Genomic DNA, 20,284 nt, shown 5'->3' with positions numbered 1-20,284 from the left:
CTAAGCTAATCTGATTCTATTTCAGCTCAGCATTTTAATAGAGTGTACATAACAAATAAAAAAGCAGGATCATATCCTGCTTTTTGATAAAGAATTGCGCTTAAATTATTCAGCACGCACTTTAAGTTCATAACCGGTGTATTTACGAATATTAATTACCCCAGTATCCATGATCAGGTATTGGCCTTTAATGCCGTGCAACTTGCCACGGACAATTGGTGTTTTATCCAAGTTATGAGACTTTACTTTTTCAGGGTACTGTTCAACAGGGTAGATAAACTGGCGAGGTTTTTCATCTTCGAGTACTTCAATACCTTCATTAAATTCTAAATTTTGGCTAAATTCATCACGAATGGTCTGAATTTTAGGGGCAAATTCTTCAAGTAATTGTTCACGAATATCTATGAGGTCAATTGGGGCTGCTTCGCCTTTAAGCAATTTACGCCAATCAGTTTTGTCTGCTACTTGAGTACCAAACATCACTTCCAGTTGGCCAGACAAACGACGTGAGCCGACTTTCATAATTGGTAGTGCTTGTGTTGCACCTTGGTCTAACCAACGTGTTGGCATTTGCCCTAGACGTGTAATCCCAACTTTTAACGCACTTGAATTGGCCAAATAGACAATATGGGGTTGAAAGCATACTTCGTGCGCAAAATCATCTTCACGGCAGGTGCCCAAATGGTAATGGCAGGTTTCAGGTTTCATAATGCACATGTCACAAGAGGCTTTAGTTTTAAAGCATTTAAAGCAATGCCCTTGAGAATAAGACTTTGGTGTTTTTGAACCACACGACACACAATAGATTTTTCCAGTCCATTCCAGTTCAATTTCTTGGCCCACATTGAATGGAAGCTCAATATCTGAACGATCTAATATGAATTTGTATTCAACATTTGCCTTGTGTATATGTTGATCAGTTACACTAAGGTCTTTAAGGCCTGCATGCATTTTGTGGCAAATGCCTTGTAGTTCCATACAAAATACTCACTTTATATAAGGATGCAGTAAATGGCTGAACAGAATGTCATCACTTCAATGCTAGACGATTTATCCGCCGAACAGCCCATTTCAACTGCATTATGTATTGGTCAAAATATTGAGCAATACGGTCATCATCATCTCATTTCTTGGCAATATTTTAACGTAACTGACTTTTTAAGTCTGCCTTTTACCCAACGTTTTGATTTGGGATTTGTCTTACTCGATACAGAAGAATGGCTTGATGTGAACGAAACGCAAAAAAGCCAAATTTTGGTCAAACTACGCGATTTAATGGCAAAACGCATTGTGGTGGTAAGTTGTTTACAAGACGAAAAGATGCTTCGTGCTTTAGGCTTTACTCAATTAATTGATAAGACCAGTCATGACAGTGATTTTGCTTTATGGCAATTTAATATTTTGACCTATAAGCATGTACCAGACTGGTTTAATTCAAAATTTTGGGCGAACCCAGAAAACTGGAACAAATTCCGTTGGTAAAATGATGCTCATGTCTTTTGACTAAATAAAATTAACAAAGATCAACAATGGATGAAATAAAAGCATCGTATGCTGTAGTGATAATTTTATTTGGATAATAAACATGACAAATTTAACCAATATTGTGGAAATTCTAGCGAAGCAGGCCTTGGGTGGTGCAAGTAATCAGCAGAATACAAATGCAGGTGCTGGTGGACTAGGTGGAATTCTAGGTTCTGTACTGGGTCAATTAGGCGGTGCAAGTAATCAGCAAAGTAATGCACAAGGTGGATTGGGTGGTATTCTTGGGTCTGTTTTAGGTCAATTAGGTGCAGGTCAGCAGTCTGGTGCAGGTGTGGGCGGTTCTAAAGCATCATCTTTATTAATTGCGGTTTTGCCTTTAGTCTTGGCATGGATCCAAAAGCAAGGTGGTCTTCAAGGTGCTTTAGATAAGCTCAGAGGCCAAGGCTTTAGCAGTCAGGTGGATGATTGGGTTTCTACGGGTGAAGGTGATAACTTGGCTGTGAATCCTCAGCAAGTTCAAAGCCTTTTTGATGATCAAGAGGTCGAGCAGGTTGCCCAAGAAACTCAAATGCCAAAGCAAGATGTCTATAGCGCAATTTCATCAGTGTTACCGCAAATTATTGATGCTTTAACCCCTCAAGGCGAACAAACCAGCAAAACTGAGGCAAATGCAGACATTCAACAAGTATTGGGTTTGGTCTCTGGTTTTCTTAAAAAATAAATAATCATTTTGATTGTATCTTAGGTGCTCTTATAGATTGATGCTGTAAGGGCTTTTTTATAGTAAATACTTTTAGACGAAGTATTGATTCTTAAGTATCAAGATCAAGTTTAAAAAGCTGATTCGCTTCGCAGATTTTTTTGGCCACATAATGCGATCGTTTTAAACGGATCAAAATAATTTGTGATTGAAATTCGAGTTCACCAAATTCAGGTTCAACTTGAACATAATGAAGCTGACCAAATTCATCGCGCACACGTGCTTGTGCTGAAAAGCCAGGACGGGCATTACCACTTGAGATCGTTGCAAGACGACCAAGTAAGTTTACGTTGGGGCGTTGATATTTGCTTGGAATCACTTGATCTAAACAATGGATCATAAAAACGGTAAAAAAGATGGCAATAATCAATGCGGGTAGCGCCAAATAATACCAAGGGAAAAAAGCCAATTCTTGTGCATAAATACACAGTTGTAAAAAATATCCTGCCAGACTGAAGTTCATGAGTAAAAAGAACATAATCAGCATCTTAGAAAATTTAACATTCAAAATGGGTAAGTCGTCGAGCTGTTTAGGCGATATTTTTTTTAATAACATGCTCGGACGAAGATGAAGATAAAAACCAATGGTTTCAGCCACACCAAGCAAGACCACAGCAATGAGACTTAAATGAAAAGGAATTAAGTCGATTTCTGTGAAAAAGTTTGGCATGGCAAGACCTTTAGGTTTTATTCTTCGTTAAGATAGATTCCGCCATCAGAATGCACGGTAATCTCTACTTTTTCAAGTGCTTGACCTTGACATGGGCCAGATACACATTCACCAGTTTCGACTAAAAAAAGTGCACCGTGAGTTGAGCACTCAATCATTTCTTGATCACGATCTAAAAATTGATTTTCTAGAAACTCAAGCTCTACTTGCAAATGAGGGCAAAGGTTTTGGTAGGCAAAGAAGCCACCATCACGTTGCGTAATAAAAATGGTATCGCCATTAGGAAGTTCATAAGAACGTGCTTCGCGTTCTGGAACATCCTCAGTCATGCAAATTTTATACATTAAGCATATTCCTTCTGAAAGCTATTCAAGAGCGTTGCGTAGTGATCATTAGCAAGACGTGGGCCAAATTGAGCAACGACTTCACTTGAAATTAAGATCGCAAGTTCAGCAGCAGTTTGAATATTGAAGTCAGCATTTAAAGCATATAAAAATGCGCCTGCAAATGCATCACCAGCACCATTTGTATCTACTGCATTTACTGCACGGCCAGCAACGCTAAACGTTTGGCCAGCATGAAAAACACAAGCACCATGTTCGCCCATTGTAATGACAACGTCTTTACTTAATGCTTTAAGTGCTTCTAATGCTGCATCAATGCTATCCGTACGTGTATACATCAAGGCTTCTTGCTCATTACATAAAAGTAAGTCTACGCCGTTACCTACAAGCTCATCGAGGCCATCACGTGCATATTGCACCATTGCTGGGTCAGATAATGTTAAGGCAATTTTTACATTATTTGCTTGTGCAATTTCACGGGCTTGTTTAACCGCTTTACGTGCAGTTTCGCTGGTTGATAAATAGCCTTCTAAGTATAACCATTTCGCTGTTGCCAATGGCGTAAAGTCAATTTGTGCTTCAGACAATTCAGCTGTAATACCAAGATAAGTATGCATAGTACGTTCGCTGTCTTCGCTCACAAGAACCATACATGTGCCAGTAACACCTTCACTAATTGATTTTTCGGTAGTGGCAATACCTGCGTCATTTAAACCGTTAAGGTAAATTGAACCTAAATCGTCATTCCCTACGCGGCAACCATAAAATGCAGAGCCACCGAGTGCGCTAAATGCAACTGTTGTATTGGCTGCTGAACCACCAGAAGCTTGGCCTTTATAATCTTGGCTTGCTTGGAGATTTTGGAAAAGCGTTGCTTGTGTCTCACCATCAGCTAGTTGCATGGTGCCTTTTTGCAAGTTTTGTTCAAGAAGGAATTGATCAGATACTTTAAATTCTTGGTCAATTAACGCATTACCAATTGCAAAAAGATCAACAGTTGCCATGTCTTTCGGTCACATCAAAAAATAAAAAACTAAGTTTACACGAATGCTCAGGATTGCTGTAGTTTGTTGAATAAAATTCATTTAGTGGGTTTTGGGCGAAAATTAAGCAAAATATACTTATATATTGGGTTTTTTCACGATTTATATTTCATTTGTAGCGCTTTGCTATTGATCAATTGTGATTTTTTTATTTTGATAGGTGCATTGGGTCATATTATCCGTTTAGGGTGGTATGAATGATAAAAAACGATGAATTATAAGTGTGAGTATATGGAAATTAGTATTCGACAAGCCGATGGTTTGCCAGCGCAAATCGAGCAACTCGCAGCATTGGCACAACAAGAAGGCTATCAATTTATTTACAGACTTATAGAGGAATTCAAAAGTGGAAAAAATCGTTTTGATCAGACTGGTGAGTTTTTACTGTTGGCCTATGATCAAGATCAGCTGATTGGTTGCGGTGGTTTAAATCAACAGTGGGGCGATGCTGGAGTCGAAAACCGTATTGGCCGTGTACGCCGTTTTTATGTGCATCCAAAATACCGTCAATACGGCGTAGGGAAAGCTTTATTACAACATTTAGAAAAACAAGCCAAGCCATTTTATTCAGCACTTTGCTTGAATACAGAGCAAAAAGGCGCAGCTGGTTTTTATCAAAAGCAGAATTATGTATTTGTAGAAAGTCATCCAAACTACAACTATTTTAAATATCTGATCGCTTAACTTTTATATAGAAATGAAAAACCCTATTTTGATAGGGTTTTTTTACGCTCAAGATTTTTCACTTGATTGTGCTATACATAAATCTGTCCATTCATCGTTTTGTATCGGTTTGTCATAGCAAAGTCATATTGTTTTAATCTATTTTTAAGTTCTGAGACCAACAATCATGATTATGTTTTATAGATGAAGCATTTTAAAATGATTGCGACCAATGACACAGCATATTCAAAAGAATTGCTTTCGAAAGTTCCGCAAATTACCGCCTTGTTTTGGCTCACAAAAATTTTTGCTACAACCTTTGGCGAAACTGCTGGTGATGCGGTTTCTATGTCTATGAATTTGGGTTATTTGGTCAGTACGTTTATCTTTGCAGTGATTTTTATTGCACTAGTAATTGCACAAATTCGGGCTAAAACATATCAGCCTTTTTTATATTGGGCGACCATTATTGCCAGTACCACCGTAGGTACAACTTTAGCTGATTTTGTCGATCGCTCTTTAGGAATTGGCTATGTCGGTGGGAGTACGCTACTGTTGAGTTTAGTGCTGATTTCACTTTTTATCTGGCATAAATCTGAAGGTAGTATTTCACCACATGCGGTTAATCATCCTCGTGCAGAGCTATTTTACTGGTTAACGATTACATTTTCGCAAACATTGGGTACTGCCTTAGGGGATTGGTCTGCTGATAGTGCTGGCTTGGGGTATACGGGTGGTATTGCGTTATTTAGTGGCCTAATTCTATTCATTTTGGCCTTGTACCGTTTTAGTTCTGTGTCACGTACGCTACTGTTTTGGGTGGCTTTTGTTTTAACTCGTCCTTTGGGTGCCGTGGTCGGAGACTTTTTAGATAAACCGATTAGCTCAGGTGGTTTGGATTTAAGCCGATTTGCTGCCTCAGCGGTGTTATTGGTTGCTATAGTGCTTTGTGTGATTTGGGCTAAAGCTCGCGATAAAAATGTTGGATCGGTTTCTTTATAATAGAGCTAATCCATTCTTTTATTTGGTTTAGTCAAAGCTAAATTATTGGCTTTAAAATGGCCTGCATTGAAAGCATTTGGAAAGTAGACTAACTTGCTTGGAAAATTATCAATCAATGAATCGAATTGATGTTTTTCGGGTTATACTCAGAACACTTAAAAAATGCTTTAAATTGAGGAGACCACATGACTGTAGATGTCACTGAAACCATTTCACAAACTGTACATCCTGCGTTTCAGTTGGTACGTCAACACCATGTTGAAGCCCTAGACATTTTAGTGTCTGAATATAAACATAAAGTGACTGGTGCAGTGCATTATCATTTGGCTGCCAATCATGATGAAAACGTGTTTTTAGTGGCTTTTCGCACCCAGCCAATGGATTCAAAAGGTGAAGCACACATTTTAGAGCACACAGCATTGTGTGGCTCAGAAAAATTCCCAGTACGCGATCCGTTCTTCTTAATGATTCGTCGTTCACTGAATACCTTTATGAACGCGTTTACAGCCGCGGACTGGACAGCATATCCATTTGCGACACAAAACAAAAAAGACTTCCAAAACCTTCTTGAAGTGTATATGGATGCGGCTTTTGCAGCCAATCTAAATCCATTAGATTTTGCTCAAGAAGGTATTCGTATTGAGCTAGAAAATGGCGAGCCTGTTTATAAAGGCGTAGTTTTTAATGAAATGAAAGGGGCAATGAGCTCACCTTCAGATCAGCTCTATCATCAGTTAGCACATCATTTATTCCCAGAAACAACATACCACTACAATTCTGGTGGTGATCCAAAAGATATTCCAGATTTGAGCTATGAAGAGCTAGTAAGTTTTTACAAATCGCATTATCACCCAAGTAATGCGGTGTTTATGACCTTTGGTAATGAGTCTGCATATAACCTACAAGAGCAATTTGAAACACTGGCACTGTCTAAGTTTAAGCAAGGTGAGACTTTATACTCTAAAGCAGAACGTCGTTTAACAGCTCCAGTCACAGTCACAGAAAGCTATGCAGTAGATGCAGAAGATCTGAAAGATAAAACTTATCACATCATTTCATGGTTATTGCCTGAAGCAAGCGATATTAAATTGCGCTTAGGCATGCGTTTGGTTGAAGGGATTTTACTAGAAGATTCTGCTTCGCCTTTACGCCATTACCTAGAAACTTGTGGTTATGCGCAGTCTACAGGCCCAATTATGGGTGTAGATGATTCAAACTTTGAAATGACTTTCTACTGTGGTGTACAAGGTTCAAATCCTGAGCATGCTGAAGAATTTAAAGCGGGCGTGTTTAAAGTGCTTGAACAGGTCGCTTCTGCACCAGTTGATGCACAAATGGTTGAGGCAATTTTGCATCAAATTGAATTGCACCAACGTGAAATTAATGGTGATGGTACACCATACGGCTTAAGCCTCATTTTGAATGGTTTAGGTAGCGCAATCCATCATTCTGATCCTGTTCATGTGTGGGATGTAGATAGTGCCATTGAACAAGTGAAAGAAGAATTGAAAGATCCAATGTGGCTTTCAAACTTGATCCAAACGCATTTGATTGATAACCCGCACCGTGTACAAATGACGTTGGTTCCGGATGCTGAAAAGTCAGCAAAAGAAGCTGCAACAGAAAAAGCGCGTTTGGAAGCAATTGGTGCAGCGTTAACTGATGAACAGAAAGCTCAAATTGAAGCCCAAACTGAAGCATTGAAAATACGCCAAGATACACCAGATGACTTGAATCTTTTACCTAAAGTCGGTTTAGAAGATGTACCTGCAGAATTGCAGATTGTACAAGGTCAACTGCGTGAAATTATCAGTAATGGTTTAGATACGCCATTGAATTTATACCATGCGGGAACCAACGGGATTTATTACCAACAAGTATTGGTACAAATTCCACAAGATATCGTACAGTCGCCGTATTTCAACTTATTGTCTATTTTGATGGGTGAAGTGGGTGCTGGTGAGTATGACTATCTAGAACTACAACAGTTGCAAACAGCTGTGAGTGGTGGCTTAGGTATGGGGGCTTCATTACGCTCTAAACTTGATGATAAAAACCAAATTACAGCATGGTTAACTTTGACCACGAAGTCTTTGGTCAATAATTTAGACGCGATTCGTTTGTTAAAAGTAGCGTTCGAGCAACTACGTTTTGATGAAAAAGATCGTATTATCGAGTTATTACAACAACGTAAAACACGTTGGCAGTCACGTGTGTCTGGTGCTGGTCATAGCTATGCGATGCAAATTGCTGGGCGTAATCACAGTGCATTAGCATTACGTGATTACAATAATACCGGTTTAGGTGCACTGAATTGGTTAACAGAGCTTACAGCGAAAATTGAACAAGATGAAACCGCTTACGATGCCCTAATTGCCGAATTGAAGTTGATTCATCATCGTATTTTAAAAGCACCTAAACAATTCTTGTTGGTATGTGAAGAGCATCAATCTGAACGTTTAGTTGAAGAAATTCAAACCATTTGGGATAAATTATCAATTGAACCAAATGATCGCGAGTTGACTCAAGTTAAAGCAACAGTTACAGAAAATGATGAAGCATGGTTAATTCAAGCCAATGTTCAATTCTGTTCAGCTGCTTATCCTGCTGTTGAAGTATCACACCCAGATGCAGCGCCGTTAATGGTGTTGGCTGTTTATTTGCGTAATGGCTTCTTGCACAGTGCCATTCGTGAAAAAGGTGGTGCTTATGGTGGCGGTGCAAGCTATGACGGCAATGCATGTTCATTCCGATTCTATAGCTACCGTGATCCACGTTTGGCAGAAACATTCCTTGATTTTGATGCCAGCATTGAATGGTTGTTAAATGCGCCACAACAAGAGCATCAGTTGGAAGAAGCGATTTTAGGTTTAATTGCAAGCATGGACAAACCGGGTTCACCAGCAGGTGAAGCGATTACTGCATGTTATTCATTGCTTCATAAGCGTACACCTGCTTATCGTAAGTTATTGCGTACGCGTTTGCTTGCGGTGAACTTGGATGATTTGAAGCGTGTAGCGACAACCTATATTCAATCGCAAAAGCCAACTAAAGCTGTGGTTGCACCTGTTGCGAAACGTGACATCTTGGTGGAACTTGGTTTTGATATTAAACAAGTGAACTAAATAAATAAAACAAGAAGGGAACTTTATGACGTTTCGTAACTCTGTGCGTAAGTCTTTACAGTATGGTGTTGCTTTTACTGCATGCGTGGCCGTAACCGCGCATGCTGATGTACAAACAGCATCTACGCCTCTCGTAAAAGATACGCCTAACCCAGCATCTGCACAGGCATGTATAGCATTGGATTCAAACGTTGAGCGTTTGACGTGCTATGACACTTTGTTTAGACCTTTGCCTGCTGTGAATGCGCCATCGTTGGTTTCGGAACGTCAAGCCGCTCAGGAAATTAAACCTGAACCGACGGCCAAGCTTAGCTTGAAAGATAAAGTAAATAATGCACTGTCTGAGCATTTATTTGCAGTCGAAGCGCCGAAGTTATCTCCTGATTTGTCTTTATTAGATCGACGTTGGGAGCTTTCGCCTGAAAGCAAGTTAGGTACATGGAATATTCGTGCCTATCAGCCAGTGTATTTATTACCTGGCTTTTGGAGTTCGGATAAAAATCAGCAACCTAATAGCCCAAATCCACTCAATAAAGTGACAGCAGCGGAAGAAACACGTTTAACATCGATGGAGGCTAAATTCCAGTTGTCGTTAAAAACCAAAGCGGTCGAAAACTTGTTTGGTGACAATGGCGATGTTTGGTTAGGTTATACGCAGTCATCTCGATGGCAGGTATATAACGAAGATGAATCACGTCCATTTCGTGAGACCAATTATGAGCCAGAAGCCAGTATTGTTTTTCGTACTAATTATGAGTTACTGGGCTTAAATTGGCGCATGTTGGGTTTGACCTTTAACCACCAATCAAATGGTCGTTCTGATCCGTGGTCGCGTAGCTGGAACCGTGTCATTTTAAATCTAGGTTTTGAGCGTGATAACTTTGCGCTGATGCTTCGTCCTTGGTATAGACTTGAAGAAAACATGCCAGACGACAATAACCCAGATATTAAAAACTATGTGGGCCGTGGTGATATGACGGCATTTTATCGTTGGAATGATCACGAGTTTAGCCTCATGCTACGTCACTCTTTAAAAGGTGGTGATGACTCTCATGGTGCAATGCAGTTTGATTGGTCATTCCCAATCAGCGGTAAATTGCGTGGTACAGTGCAATTATTTGATGGCTACGGCGAAAGCTTAATTGATTATAACCACCGCGCAACCTATGTTGGCTTGGGTGTATCTTTAATGAATTGGTACTAATGTGATTGAGTCATGAATTACATAGTCATAAAAAAACCACGCTTCGGCGTGGTTTTTTTATAGGAACAATGCAGATGGTTGATAACAGTCAGCTCTTATTATCCAATTTGAATTTCAGCTTGAGGATGTTTTAAGCGACTCTTTTTAGGTGTGGCAATTAAGTAAGCCAAGGTCAGTGGCCCTAAACGACCAGCGAACATCAGTAGCATGAGTATCCATAGACTTGTAGGTTGTAATTCACCCGTAATGCCACGCGATAAGCCCACTGTACAAGCAGCTGAAACCGTTTCAAATAATAGGTCTAAAAAGTTTTTATTTGGCTCAAGGAGCAACAAACTGAAGAAGCCAAGAAAAATCAGCATCACGGTAATAGAAACTACAGCAAATGCTTTAAATGATGTAACTTTAGATACCGAATGGTTGAACACGCGCAGTTCATCTTGACGTCTTAAAAAAGTAATTACGCTAAGCACCATAATAATAAAGGTGCCCACTTTAATGCCCCCCGCTGTACTGAGTGAACCGCCACCAATAAACATCAGAAGCATGGTGACTAATGCAGATGCATTGCTCATGTGCTCAAGCGGCAAGCTATTAAATCCAGATGAACGGGGCACGGTCGCATGGAACCAAGCATTGACGGCTTGATCCCCCAAACTCATGTGCGCCAAGGTTAGAGGATTATTGGCTTCTAAACCCCACATAATCAGAAATGCAGTAATATTTAAACCTAAGATGCTACTTAAAATCAGTTTGCTGTTGGTGCTTAAGCTTCGCCATTTTTTATGTCGTTTAATGTCCATCAGCACCAAGAAACCAACCCCACCAATGATATACAGCATACTGATGGTAAAGGTAATCACGTATTGGTCTGCAAAGCTCATTAAGCTATTGGGGAAAAGTGAAAAGCCCCCATTGTTAAAGGCTGAAATGCTGTAGAAGGCGGCATAAAAAAATGCTTGGGCAAAATTATAATCATCGAGCCATGCGAGCGTTAATACAATGGTGCCAATGGCTTCAAAAAATAAGGAGTAGAGTAATACACCTTTAACGGTGTAACTTACTTTGCGTAAACTGGTTTCTCCAATGGTATCTTGCGCTAAAATTTGCTGTTTTAAGCCAATTTTGGGGGACAGGCTCATGACGGCTAATATGGCAAAGGTCATAAAGCCTAAACCACCACATTGAAGCAAAAGCATAATAATGACTTTGCCAAAAACGGTATATGCTTCGCCCACATTGACCACGGATAATCCGGTAATGGTCACCGCAGAGGTTGCAGTAAACAAAGCATGTAACCAGCTGAGTTCTTGATGATGTGCAAAGGGTAGTTTCAGCAACAAAGTACCAATACAAATCAAACTCAAGAAGCCCAGTGCTAATATACTGGGTGGGCTGAGATTGAGGGTCTTGCGCTTTTTATTATGTAGTTTCATTCGGTTTTAAAGTGCTTAGCTAGACGGCGTAGGGGTTCGAGTAAACCTTCAACAACTAAAATATCATTGGTTTGCAGAATCATATTAGGGTCAATACTAAATAAAATTTCCTTATCTCGTTTATGCAATAAGGTTTTTACTTCACTTTGATCCATTAACTGATGAAAACGCAAACCATTTTGTGCTTCTTTAAGTTGAACTTTTACAATGTAATGATCATCTTCTAAAACCATATAACGACTGACCATTGGGTAGCTGAGCGATTGCGCGACACGAACGCCCATGTCTTCTTCTGGGTGAATAATTTTGGTCACGCCCAAATGCGTTAAAATCATGTGGTGTGCTTTGGATTTTGCTTTTACCCAAATCTTTTTTAAACCCATATTTTTTAGATGAAGCACACATAAAATACTGGCTTCAATATCTTCACCAATCGCAACAACAGCAGCATCGCAGTTTTGTATATTTAATTCCTGAAGCACATGTTCATCGGTTGCATCGGCAATGACCGCATGTGTTAGTTGCTCCGAAATACTTTCTACATATTTTTTATTACTGTCTATTCCAATCACATCATGATGAAGTCCAATTAATTCAGTCGCGACTGTTGCGCCAAAACTACCCAAACCAATGACTGCAAATTGCGCCATATCTCGTCCTTTTGAATTGCGATCATATTTACTAACGATTATCTGCTGTTTGCTTGCAACAGATTCATCTAAGCTTATTCTCGATATAGTATCTTTTTCTGATCTGTCCAGCTATTCAGCTTACATGCTGTAAAGAAATAAAAGCCAAATACTGGGCCACGCTGTAAGGAGTGGGAGATGAGTGCAATTTTGTATGAACAAATACGATTGGCATTTCCAGAATTAAAGGATGTGCCTTTACCCGATGAGCCAGAACTATTTTCTAACTTTGAAGCATGGATTAATCAGCTTTATCCCAATTTAATGCGCTTAGATGGTCTAGACATACAGCAAAATGGGATCGCTGAATGTCATCGACTACAACAATTTCAAATTGATTGGAATGAATTAAAAAATCATATTCAAGATGAGCTGGCGACTTTTCACGATATGTATGAAAGCGCAGACCTAAATGTGGAGTATGAAGAAGATCAACTGCATGCTTATGATTTTGAATTTACCTATAAAGTGATTTTAAGCAATATACAAATGTTTGTGGAGCCTTACGATTTGGTGCTACTGGCCATTGAGCACGACAACCCATATTGGATGCTTGTACCCGCCAATGATGAGTTAATCCAAAATATTACTCATCATTTTAATCGGGTGTTTACTGCATCTGAACCTATGGTTCGAATGGATTGATTTAGCTGTAAATGGAAGGCTTTTATTAAGGGGTTTTTTGTATAATAGGATTGAATTTAGCCTATTTAAATTGTTGTCATCAATCGTTCAAGTTGCATTGCTATGCTTTAGCTCATGAGTCAATTCAATTGATGAATGTGTATGCAAAAGGCTTTTAATGGTTAAAATGGGTCGATTGTTTGGCCTTATATTTAAGTGCGATCACCATGAATGATAAAAAAATTTATAAAATTCTACAGCAGTGGTTTCCAGAGCTAGATTTTAAAAAAGTACCTAAAGAAAGCCAGCGCCGTGATTTTTCACATTTTAAAGCATGGATGATGACTGAGAAAAATAAGGATCATACTCGAAGTTATCTAGTCGGGTTACATCCCGAACATACTTTAGACAGCCAAATTCATCAGGCTGCTGTGTTGCAAGACTTGGCGATAGATTTAGACAAAGCACAATTTGAAATAATGCAAGCGGTGCAACCCACGCTATACCATTATGATAAACATAAAGACAAGATTGGAAAAAATTATCAAGTCAAAGAACAAGTCATTGAGATGATTTTATCTAAAATTTATGAGCGATTAGTTGCACATCATTATCGGATGTTACTCATTTATGCAGATCAATATTATTGGATTGCTGTACCAGAACACGCAGAAAAGCTGAATAAATTTTGCAAAAAGTTTGAAAAGCAATTTAAAGAGGAGCAATTGAAAATTGAATTATTTTCAATATCAGATTGCTTGCAATCAACATAAGCGAACTATTGTAGATGGTTTTTTAGTTATTTAGACATGTTGATCTGAGACTAAAAAGCCTGCATGAATGCAGGCTTTTTAATTATAAAGTTGTTATTTCAAGAAGCGTTGGTAACCCAAGTTGTTGGTAATTTCAGCATAAGGATAAGTAATACTTTCCAATGTTTCGACTAAACCATCAGGGTTTTGTTTGGCATCGGTTGCTTCCATGCCTACTAAGACACGACCTTCAGCCGCACCATGATTACGGTAGTGGAATAACGTGATATTATGCGTTGGGCCAAGACGTTCCAAGAATGTCAGCAATGCGCCTGGACGCTCTGGGAACTCAACACGGAATAAACGTTCATTTTCAATATCTGCATGACCGCCAATTAAATAACGAATATGTAATTTAGCCACTTCATCATCAGATAAATCATCTACATCGTATTCAAATTTCAAAGTTTCATAGATGTCATGACGTTCTTTTTCACCGCCTTTTAAGCTAATACCGACAAAGACTTGTGCAGCTGATGCATCGCTGGCACGGTAGTTGAATTCTGTAATGTTACGGCCTTGTAATGCGCGACAGAATTTGAGGAAAGAGCCTTTTTCTTCTGGAATGGTCACTGCAAAAATAGCTTCTTTGCGTTCACCTAGTTCTGTACGTTCTGCAATATAACGCAGGCGGTCAAAGTTCATATTCGCACCACAAACAATGGACACCATGTTTTTGCCTTCTAGGCCATGTTCTGCAACGTATTTTTTAATACCAGCCAAAGCCATTGCGCCAGATGGTTCTACAATGCTACGGCATTCATCAAACGTATCTTTAATCGCTGCACAGATTTCATCTGTATTTACAAGAACAACTTCACGCTCAACGATTGGGCCAGAATTATCAGATTTTTGTAGTTGAATGACTTCAAATGGTTTTTCACCAATTTGTGCTACAGCTGTACCATCAGCAAATAAACCGACTGATGGAAGAATCACACGTTCATTGGATTCAAATGCAGCTTTTAAACATGCAGATTCGTCATATTCTACTGGAATGACCTTCACATGCGGTGCAACATCGCCTAAGTAGGCTGCAACACCTGCAATGAGGCCACCACCGCCCACTGCAACAAATACATATTCCACATCACGCCATTGACGCAAAATTTCGTTGGCAATCGTACCTTGACCAGCCATAACCAATTCATCGTCATAAGGCGGAATAAACGTCATGCCATCTTCTTGTGCGCGTGCAATAGCATATTTATTGGCAACATCAAAAGAGTCACCATGCAGTACAACTTCACCACCAAGACGTTTGACTGCCTGTACTTTAATGTCCGGTGTGGTTTTTGGCATCACAATAATGGCGCGAATACCTAACTTTTTGCCAGATAAAGCCACGCCTTGTGCGTGGTTACCTGCAGAAGCAGTAATAACGCCACGTTCTAACTGAGATTTCGGTAATTGACTGATACGGTTGTATGCACCGCGCAATTTGAAAGAAAAGACAGGCTGCAAGTCTTCGCGTTTAAAACGGATATTATTCTTGAGCTTTTCACTAATTCGTGGCGCTGCTTCGAGTGGGGTTTCGATTGCAACGTCATAGACCGTTGCCTGTAATATTTGTCGAACCAAACGAGACAGCATGTTAATTTTCCATCTAACAGTTTAAAATAGGCGTTTATTGTAACAAACCCCTGTACATTTGGGCTGTAAAATCAGCAACAAATGTCAAAAAATAGTTGAGCCAAGTTATGAGTCTGTATGCAACCCAAGATGAAAAAAAACAAGCTGTCGCTAAAGCAGCTTTAAAACACTTGCCTAAAGGCGGTATTTTGGGTGTTGGTACAGGAAGTACAGTAAACTTCCTCATTGAATTATTGCCAGAGCTTCAATTGGAAGCCGCTGTTGCAAGTTCTGAAGCAACTGCACAACGTTTAAAAAAATTAGGTATTGAAGTTGTTGATATGAACAGCGTTGGTGGCCTAGATGCCTATGTAGATGGTGCGGATGAAATTGATCGTCACATGCACATGATCAAAGGTGGCGGTGCAGCACTTACACGTGAAAAAATCGTTGCGTCTATTGCGAAAAAATTTGTATGTATCGTAGATGATTCAAAATGGGTCGATCAATTGGGCCGTGATTTCCCACTTCCTGTGGAAGTAATTCCAATGGCACGTTCTGCTGTTGCACGTAAAATTGTTGCTTTAGGTGGTGATCCTGTCTACCGCGAAGGCGTTATTACTGATAACGGTAACGTAATTTTAGACGTTCACAATCTAAATATTTTGAATGCTTTAGAGCTTGAAAAAACCTTGAACGACATCCCTGGTGTGGTATGTAACGGTATCTTTGCATTAAACAAAGCAGATATTGCTGTTGTTGCAACTGATAACGGTATTGAAGAGCGTACAGCGATTTAATACGGTGAAGGTTCCCTCTCCTTTTAGGAGAGGGTTAGGGAGAGGTTGTGTTAACAGTTCACTCATCCTAACCTTCTCCCAGAGGGAGATGGAACTCCCAATATATTTTTGAAAACTGTTCAAATTTCAATTTTATGTATTGTTTACGAACTTTTAATAAAAGAATAAATGACTCAAAACCTACCCGAAATACAAATCACCCGAAAATTACGCGCAACACGCTTAAGACTGCGTGTAGAACCAACCCAAATTAAATTAACTGTTCCGCAATTTTGTACCCAGCGCCAAGTTCAAGAATTTTTAAAACAATCCGAACAATGGATGATTGAAACATGGCAAAAGCAACAGGAAAAAGTAGGCTTGCAGGATCGAACTTTGCCAACCGAAATAAAATTATTTAATTTGGATCAGCCTTTAAGTATTGTTTATCAAACACAGAAAAACTCTTTTATTTTAGATCAGCAAAATCATCAGCTTTTTATTAGTGATCGTCAGCCCGAAAGTTATTTAAAAGCTTTTACAATTGCTTATGCTAAAACACATTTACCGCCGTATTTAGAAAAGCTGAGCATTGAGACAGGTCTGAAATTTAATCAATGTGCGATCCGACAGCCGAAAACTCGTTGGGGGAGTTGTTCTGCTCAGCATAATATTATGCTCAATAGTGGTTTGGTACTTTTCCCGCAGGAAATAACCCGCTACGTTGCGGTGCATGAGTTGGCTCACACTAAACACTTTGATCATAGTGCAAAATTTTGGGCAGAAGTGGAAAAACAGGATCTCAATTATAAAAATCATCGTAAAATTTTGAAAACGACGCCAATGCCTTATTGGTGGATAACGTCATAGTTGTAAATTTGCTTAAGATATTAAATTCTTAAAAAGAAGAATTTAGCCATTCTCGGATCATTTTGACTACAGCTTCTGGTTGCTTGGTCCAAGCGCTGTGCTGGTTGCCTGTAACGGCAGTGCTCAGATTTAAACTGTATACTTGAGGTTTGCTAAAGTAGCGACTCAAGGCCAGTGTAGAAGATTGAGGTGCAAAATGATCTCGTTCAAAATATACAAATAGCGCCTTACTTTGAGCAATCGATGCATGAGGAAGTATATGTGTGTATTTGCCACTAAAAACAGTTTTAGACCAGTCTCGCATCAGTGTTTTTGCTTCTTTGTTTCCAAAACCAATTTTGGTTCCCTGTAAATAACCGTCTTTCACAATGAGTGCATTTATGGCAAACACTGCTTTTAAAATCATCAGTTTGCCTTTTATATCCCAATATTTAAGTCCAATATTGCCTGTGGCAAGGCCAATCACTGAAATAGAATGCGTCTGCGCATACAATGTAGCCAAGTGTCCACCAATACTATGTCCGAGTAGAATAGGGGATTGACCTGTCCTGTCTAAGGCAATCTGTTCTAACTTTGGAATAAATGCGTGCAGCAAGTCTGCATAGCCGTAGTCAATGTTTGCAGAAACTGTAGGAAAATTTCGACCGCAGTGCGGATAGTCAGTCGCAATCACATTGATCTTAGCTTTAGTCAGTTGATGAATAAAGTTTTGATATTTACTTAAACTCACACCTAAAGCTGGTAATAGAATGAGCGTATGCAGATTTTCGGGTTGTATATAAACGTCTGCAATTATGGGGTAACCAGCAAAGTCAAAGGTGATTTGAGTGCATTCAGTCATATCAAAAAAATCCTTATTCAAATTTTTATTTTTAGTTATAGATGGTGAGCGGGTTTTTATTCTATAAATGGATTCATTTGAATCATTTGCAGTAAACCTAATTTGCACAGTAGCGCGTTACGCGAATGAGGTCGGTGCAGAGCATCTTTTTTTAATAACTCCCTGAACTGCTGATTAAATTGCTGACGTGGAAACTGCTGTAGTACCTCATTTTGAAATGTGGTGCTTATACGGTGCAAATCTGTACCAATCACATCGCAGGCAGTTGCTTTTTGCATGAGTAATACTTCTTTCGTTAAGTTGTTATCCGTTTCATCTAAATAACCATTAAAATGCAGGCAAATGGCATTAGAAATGTTTGTCATTCGATCTTCGGGATAATCATGTGCTAGACATAGCTGTTCGGCTTTTAAAGCGCTCGCGAGAGTGAAACATTGGCAGGTTTCAGAGCTATTTTGATTTAAACCCAGATCATGCATGAGGCAGGCAACAGCAAAACTCTCTTCATCAAATTGCCAGTGTTTAGTACGTGCAATAGCAACACCCCAGTAATAGCAACGCCATGAATGCATGACAATGCTTGGTTGAGCAGTGCTGTGTAATTCATCAACAGCATCTTTAACTATAGCGGTATCAGGCATGCGAATATGCGCGAATTTTAAGGAAGTTTCAGCGGGTGATTTTAGAAATAAAGTTTTACTGAAAGCCAAAGCTGATGGAAGCAAAACTTGATTTGCCAATAGAATCTTTTCTTTAAAACTAAGCCTTCCTTGACTCAGTTGCATCCATGCACGAGAACCAATCATAAGTGAGTACTCTTATTTTTTAGAGCAAATACTCTAATTATTATACATGCTATTTAATTGTGTGCAAGAATAGTACTTTAAAACGACTTATTTAAACTTAAAATATTGAAAATAATATATTTAATTTTTTGTCATAACTTAAATTTGTTTACTACACCACTTTTCTATATTTAGCTTTTAGCTTGCCACATTAAAATGAATCAAAGTGCACTTTTAGATAAATGTATAGGGATGATCCTAAATTAAATCTAATGTAGACAGGTTTGAGAGCAATGAGAACATTAGAGCTTAAATTGCTTCATATTTGGATGCTAGAAAATAAGCATTTTAGATTTTGTTGCAAAATGATGAAGTCGCGTTGTTTAATTCCTGTAATTTCACGCAGTAGCGCTAAATAATCCCAACCAAAACAGTTCAGAAAACTTCAACTTCCTGTCATACTATGCAGTCATTAAATGGATTGTTTATATTTGAGGTAATGCGCGTGATTTCAGTTGGTATTGTCGGCGGTACAGGTTATACAGGCGTTGAATTGCTCCGTATTTTACTGCGTCATCCAAATGCGGAAGTAAAGGTTTTGACTTCACGTACTGAAAATGGTCGCCGTGTCGATGACATGTTTCCAAGCTTACGTGGTCACACTGAACTCAAATATTCAGACCTTGATATCAATGCATTAAAAGCATGTGACGTTGTATTTTTTGCGACACCGCATGGTGTAGCGATGAAACATGCAGAAGAATTGGTCGCTGCAAATACTAAAGTAATTGACCTTGCTGCAGACTTCCGTTTGCAAAACTTAGCTCAATTTGAGAAATGGTATGGTTTAGACCATGCATGTCCAGAGCTATTAAAAGATTCAGTTTATGGTTTATCAGAATTAAACCGTGACAAAATTAAACAAGCCAATGTGATTGGCAACCCAGGCTGTTATCCAACAACCGTACAGTTAGGTTTAGCACCAGTCCTTAAAGCTGAAGGATTAGTGAAACCTGAAAGTATTATTATTGATGCGAAATCTGGTGTATCTGGAGCAGGTCGTAAGGCAAGCCTTGGTATGATCTATTCTGAAAATGCTGATAACTTTAAGGCTTATGGCGTAGCGGGTCATCGCCATCATCCTGAAATTGTAGAGGCACTTGAAAATATTTCAGGTCAAAAAGATGTATTTAACGAAATTTTATTTGTACCTCATTTGGTGCCAATGATTCGTGGCATGCTGAGCACAATCTATATTGATTTGACTGATGCAGGTGCTGAAGCTGACTTACAAAGTTTATATGAAGCTTTCTATGCGAATGAACAATTTGTAGATGTGATGCCAGCGGGTAGTTCACCAGAAACACGTACAGTTCGTGGTGCTAACCAATTACGTATTGCATTGTATAAACCACAGCCTAAAAAGCTGGTGATTCTTGCTGTGCAAGATAACCTCGTGAAAGGTGCTGCAGGTCAAGCAGTACAAAACATGAACTTAATGTTTAATTTTGCAGAAGATGCAGGATTACAAGGCATTGGTTTATTACCATAAGAAACGCATTAAAACTTCACACACATTT

At 39.1% G+C, this 20,284-nt stretch carries 20 protein-coding genes; 11 read left to right on the top strand and 9 right to left on the bottom strand.

All coding sequences use genetic code 11. The annotated features are described in order from the left end of the window. Positions 1 to 105: 105 nt before the first annotated feature. On the bottom strand, positions 106 to 978 hold the full coding sequence (locus D9K81_RS03780) for a DUF2797 domain-containing protein (protein ID WP_120373310.1): 873 nt from the start codon (positions 976 to 978) through the stop codon (positions 106 to 108). Between the two features lie 33 nt (positions 979 to 1,011). Here D9K81_RS03780 and D9K81_RS03775 point away from each other — a divergent pair, with 33 nt between their 5' ends. Together D9K81_RS03775 and D9K81_RS03770 are read left to right on the top strand one after the other, a co-directional pair. Next, on the top strand, positions 1,012 to 1,482 hold the full coding sequence (locus D9K81_RS03775; RefSeq protein WP_120373309.1) for a DUF6231 family protein: 471 nt from the start codon (positions 1,012 to 1,014) through the stop codon (positions 1,480 to 1,482). 103 nt (positions 1,483 to 1,585) lie between these two features. After that, the gene (locus tag D9K81_RS03770; protein WP_120373308.1) at positions 1,586 to 2,206 is read left to right on the top strand and encodes a YidB family protein; all 621 of its coding nucleotides are present in this window, start codon (positions 1,586 to 1,588) and stop codon (positions 2,204 to 2,206) included. Between the two features lie 91 nt (positions 2,207 to 2,297). Here D9K81_RS03770 and D9K81_RS03765 read toward each other — a convergent pair whose 3' ends face one another. The 3 genes from D9K81_RS03765 to D9K81_RS03755 are packed head-to-tail and all read right to left on the bottom strand — an operon-like array spanning position 2,298 to position 4,263. Next, the gene (locus D9K81_RS03765; protein WP_120373307.1) at positions 2,298 to 2,915 is read right to left on the bottom strand and encodes an OB-fold-containig protein; all 618 of its coding nucleotides are present in this window, start codon (positions 2,913 to 2,915) and stop codon (positions 2,298 to 2,300) included. A gap of 17 nt (positions 2,916 to 2,932) precedes the next feature. Beyond that, positions 2,933 to 3,244 carry a Rieske (2Fe-2S) protein gene (locus D9K81_RS03760; RefSeq protein WP_171406867.1) on the bottom strand — a complete coding sequence of 104 codons (312 nt, stop codon included), beginning with the start codon at positions 3,242 to 3,244 and terminating at the stop codon, positions 2,933 to 2,935. A 14-nt stretch (positions 3,245 to 3,258) separates the two neighbouring features. Continuing rightward, a complete protein-coding gene (locus D9K81_RS03755) occupies positions 3,259 to 4,263 on the bottom strand; it encodes an adenosine kinase (RefSeq protein WP_120373305.1) in 1,005 nt (334 codons plus the stop codon). A gap of 270 nt (positions 4,264 to 4,533) precedes the next feature. Here D9K81_RS03755 and D9K81_RS03750 point away from each other — a divergent pair, with 270 nt between their 5' ends. From D9K81_RS03750 to D9K81_RS03735, 4 genes are all read left to right on the top strand, one after another. After that, positions 4,534 to 4,986: a GNAT family N-acetyltransferase gene (locus D9K81_RS03750; protein WP_120373484.1), complete on the top strand. Its 453-nt coding sequence runs from the start codon at positions 4,534 to 4,536 to the stop codon at positions 4,984 to 4,986. A gap of 183 nt (positions 4,987 to 5,169) precedes the next feature. Further along, the gene (locus tag D9K81_RS03745; RefSeq protein WP_227602055.1) at positions 5,170 to 5,967 is read left to right on the top strand and encodes a COG4705 family protein; all 798 of its coding nucleotides are present in this window, start codon (positions 5,170 to 5,172) and stop codon (positions 5,965 to 5,967) included. A 185-nt stretch (positions 5,968 to 6,152) separates the two neighbouring features. Beyond that, positions 6,153 to 9,092, top strand: coding sequence for an insulinase family protein (locus D9K81_RS03740; RefSeq protein ID WP_120373303.1), 2,940 nt, complete (start codon positions 6,153 to 6,155; stop codon positions 9,090 to 9,092). A 25-nt stretch (positions 9,093 to 9,117) separates the two neighbouring features. Continuing rightward, positions 9,118 to 10,296, top strand: coding sequence for a phospholipase A (locus D9K81_RS03735; protein WP_120373302.1), 1,179 nt, complete (start codon positions 9,118 to 9,120; stop codon positions 10,294 to 10,296). 98 nt (positions 10,297 to 10,394) lie between these two features. Here the strand turns inward: D9K81_RS03735 and D9K81_RS03730 are convergent, their stop codons facing one another. Both D9K81_RS03730 and D9K81_RS03725 read right to left on the bottom strand, forming a co-directional pair. Next, positions 10,395 to 11,732 (bottom strand): TrkH family potassium uptake protein, encoded by a 1,338-nt coding sequence (locus D9K81_RS03730; RefSeq protein ID WP_120373301.1) that lies wholly within the window; start codon positions 11,730 to 11,732, stop codon positions 10,395 to 10,397. After that, a complete protein-coding gene (locus D9K81_RS03725) occupies positions 11,729 to 12,382 on the bottom strand; it encodes a potassium channel family protein (protein ID WP_120373300.1) in 654 nt (217 codons plus the stop codon). Before D9K81_RS03725 ends, D9K81_RS03730 begins: the two co-directional genes overlap by 4 nt. Positions 12,383 to 12,559: 177 nt before the next feature. Between D9K81_RS03725 and D9K81_RS03720 the strand changes: the two genes are divergently transcribed. Together D9K81_RS03720 and D9K81_RS03715 are read left to right on the top strand one after the other, a co-directional pair. After that, the gene (locus D9K81_RS03720; protein ID WP_120373299.1) at positions 12,560 to 13,066 is read left to right on the top strand and encodes a hypothetical protein; all 507 of its coding nucleotides are present in this window, start codon (positions 12,560 to 12,562) and stop codon (positions 13,064 to 13,066) included. A 206-nt stretch (positions 13,067 to 13,272) separates the two neighbouring features. Beyond that, entirely contained in the window at positions 13,273 to 13,818 is a 546-nt protein-coding gene (locus D9K81_RS03715) for a hypothetical protein (RefSeq protein WP_147395905.1), read from the top strand. A gap of 93 nt (positions 13,819 to 13,911) precedes the next feature. Here D9K81_RS03715 and ilvA read toward each other — a convergent pair whose 3' ends face one another. Continuing rightward, on the bottom strand, positions 13,912 to 15,450 hold the full coding sequence (gene ilvA / locus D9K81_RS03710; RefSeq protein ID WP_120373297.1) for a threonine ammonia-lyase, biosynthetic: 1,539 nt from the start codon (positions 15,448 to 15,450) through the stop codon (positions 13,912 to 13,914). A gap of 107 nt (positions 15,451 to 15,557) precedes the next feature. On the opposite strand from ilvA, the gene rpiA reads away from it, so the two are divergent. Beyond that, positions 15,558 to 16,229 (top strand): ribose-5-phosphate isomerase RpiA, encoded by a 672-nt coding sequence (gene rpiA / locus D9K81_RS03705; RefSeq protein WP_120373296.1) that lies wholly within the window; start codon positions 15,558 to 15,560, stop codon positions 16,227 to 16,229. A 168-nt stretch (positions 16,230 to 16,397) separates the two neighbouring features. After that, entirely contained in the window at positions 16,398 to 17,078 is a 681-nt protein-coding gene (locus tag D9K81_RS03700; protein ID WP_120373295.1) for a M48 family metallopeptidase, read from the top strand. Between the two features lie 28 nt (positions 17,079 to 17,106). Here D9K81_RS03700 and D9K81_RS03695 read toward each other — a convergent pair whose 3' ends face one another. Both D9K81_RS03695 and D9K81_RS03690 read right to left on the bottom strand, forming a co-directional pair. Then, positions 17,107 to 17,919, bottom strand: coding sequence for an alpha/beta fold hydrolase (locus tag D9K81_RS03695; protein ID WP_120373294.1), 813 nt, complete (start codon positions 17,917 to 17,919; stop codon positions 17,107 to 17,109). A 56-nt stretch (positions 17,920 to 17,975) separates the two neighbouring features. Continuing rightward, positions 17,976 to 18,725 carry an HD domain-containing protein gene (locus D9K81_RS03690; protein WP_120373293.1) on the bottom strand — a complete coding sequence of 250 codons (750 nt, stop codon included), beginning with the start codon at positions 18,723 to 18,725 and terminating at the stop codon, positions 17,976 to 17,978. 478 nt (positions 18,726 to 19,203) lie between these two features. On the opposite strand from D9K81_RS03690, the gene argC reads away from it, so the two are divergent. Then, positions 19,204 to 20,256: an N-acetyl-gamma-glutamyl-phosphate reductase gene (argC, locus tag D9K81_RS03685; protein ID WP_171406865.1), complete on the top strand. Its 1,053-nt coding sequence runs from the start codon at positions 19,204 to 19,206 to the stop codon at positions 20,254 to 20,256. The last annotated feature ends 28 nt before the right edge of the window (positions 20,257 to 20,284 follow it).

The sequence above is a fragment of the Acinetobacter chengduensis genome, from assembly GCF_003664645.1.
Lineage (GTDB): Bacteria > Pseudomonadota > Gammaproteobacteria > Pseudomonadales > Moraxellaceae > Acinetobacter > Acinetobacter chengduensis.
The sequence above is the reverse complement of the archived record's forward strand: the minus strand, read 5'-3'. Positions and strand labels throughout refer to the sequence as shown.

Excerpts from the sequence above, each read along its gene's own strand:
- D9K81_RS03745 (WP_227602055.1), top strand. The coding sequence starts at position 5,170 with ATGAAGCATTTTAAAATGATTGCGACCAATGACACAGCATATTCAAAA.
- D9K81_RS03770 (WP_120373308.1), top strand. The coding sequence starts at position 1,586 with ATGACAAATTTAACCAATATTGTGGAAATTCTAGCGAAGCAGGCCTTG.
- D9K81_RS03725 (WP_120373300.1), bottom strand. The coding sequence starts at position 12,382 with ATGGCGCAATTTGCAGTCATTGGTTTGGGTAGTTTTGGCGCAACAGTC.
- D9K81_RS03715 (WP_147395905.1), top strand. The coding sequence starts at position 13,273 with ATGAATGATAAAAAAATTTATAAAATTCTACAGCAGTGGTTTCCAGAG.
- D9K81_RS03690 (WP_120373293.1), bottom strand. The coding sequence starts at position 18,725 with ATGATTGGTTCTCGTGCATGGATGCAACTGAGTCAAGGAAGGCTTAGT.
- D9K81_RS03765 (WP_120373307.1), bottom strand. The coding sequence starts at position 2,915 with ATGCCAAACTTTTTCACAGAAATCGACTTAATTCCTTTTCATTTAAGT.
- D9K81_RS03695 (WP_120373294.1), bottom strand. The coding sequence starts at position 17,919 with ATGACTGAATGCACTCAAATCACCTTTGACTTTGCTGGTTACCCCATA.
- argC (WP_171406865.1), top strand. The coding sequence starts at position 19,204 with ATGCGCGTGATTTCAGTTGGTATTGTCGGCGGTACAGGTTATACAGGC.
- D9K81_RS03750 (WP_120373484.1), top strand. The coding sequence starts at position 4,534 with ATGGAAATTAGTATTCGACAAGCCGATGGTTTGCCAGCGCAAATCGAG.
- D9K81_RS03760 (WP_171406867.1), bottom strand. The coding sequence starts at position 3,244 with ATGACTGAGGATGTTCCAGAACGCGAAGCACGTTCTTATGAACTTCCT.
- D9K81_RS03740 (WP_120373303.1), top strand. The coding sequence starts at position 6,153 with ATGACTGTAGATGTCACTGAAACCATTTCACAAACTGTACATCCTGCG.
- D9K81_RS03700 (WP_120373295.1), top strand. The coding sequence starts at position 16,398 with ATGACTCAAAACCTACCCGAAATACAAATCACCCGAAAATTACGCGCA.
- D9K81_RS03775 (WP_120373309.1), top strand. The coding sequence starts at position 1,012 with ATGGCTGAACAGAATGTCATCACTTCAATGCTAGACGATTTATCCGCC.
- ilvA (WP_120373297.1), bottom strand. The coding sequence starts at position 15,450 with ATGCTGTCTCGTTTGGTTCGACAAATATTACAGGCAACGGTCTATGAC.
- D9K81_RS03730 (WP_120373301.1), bottom strand. The coding sequence starts at position 11,732 with ATGAAACTACATAATAAAAAGCGCAAGACCCTCAATCTCAGCCCACCC.
- D9K81_RS03720 (WP_120373299.1), top strand. The coding sequence starts at position 12,560 with ATGAGTGCAATTTTGTATGAACAAATACGATTGGCATTTCCAGAATTA.
- D9K81_RS03735 (WP_120373302.1), top strand. The coding sequence starts at position 9,118 with ATGACGTTTCGTAACTCTGTGCGTAAGTCTTTACAGTATGGTGTTGCT.
- D9K81_RS03755 (WP_120373305.1), bottom strand. The coding sequence starts at position 4,263 with ATGGCAACTGTTGATCTTTTTGCAATTGGTAATGCGTTAATTGACCAA.
- D9K81_RS03780 (WP_120373310.1), bottom strand. The coding sequence starts at position 978 with ATGGAACTACAAGGCATTTGCCACAAAATGCATGCAGGCCTTAAAGAC.
- rpiA (WP_120373296.1), top strand. The coding sequence starts at position 15,558 with ATGAGTCTGTATGCAACCCAAGATGAAAAAAAACAAGCTGTCGCTAAA.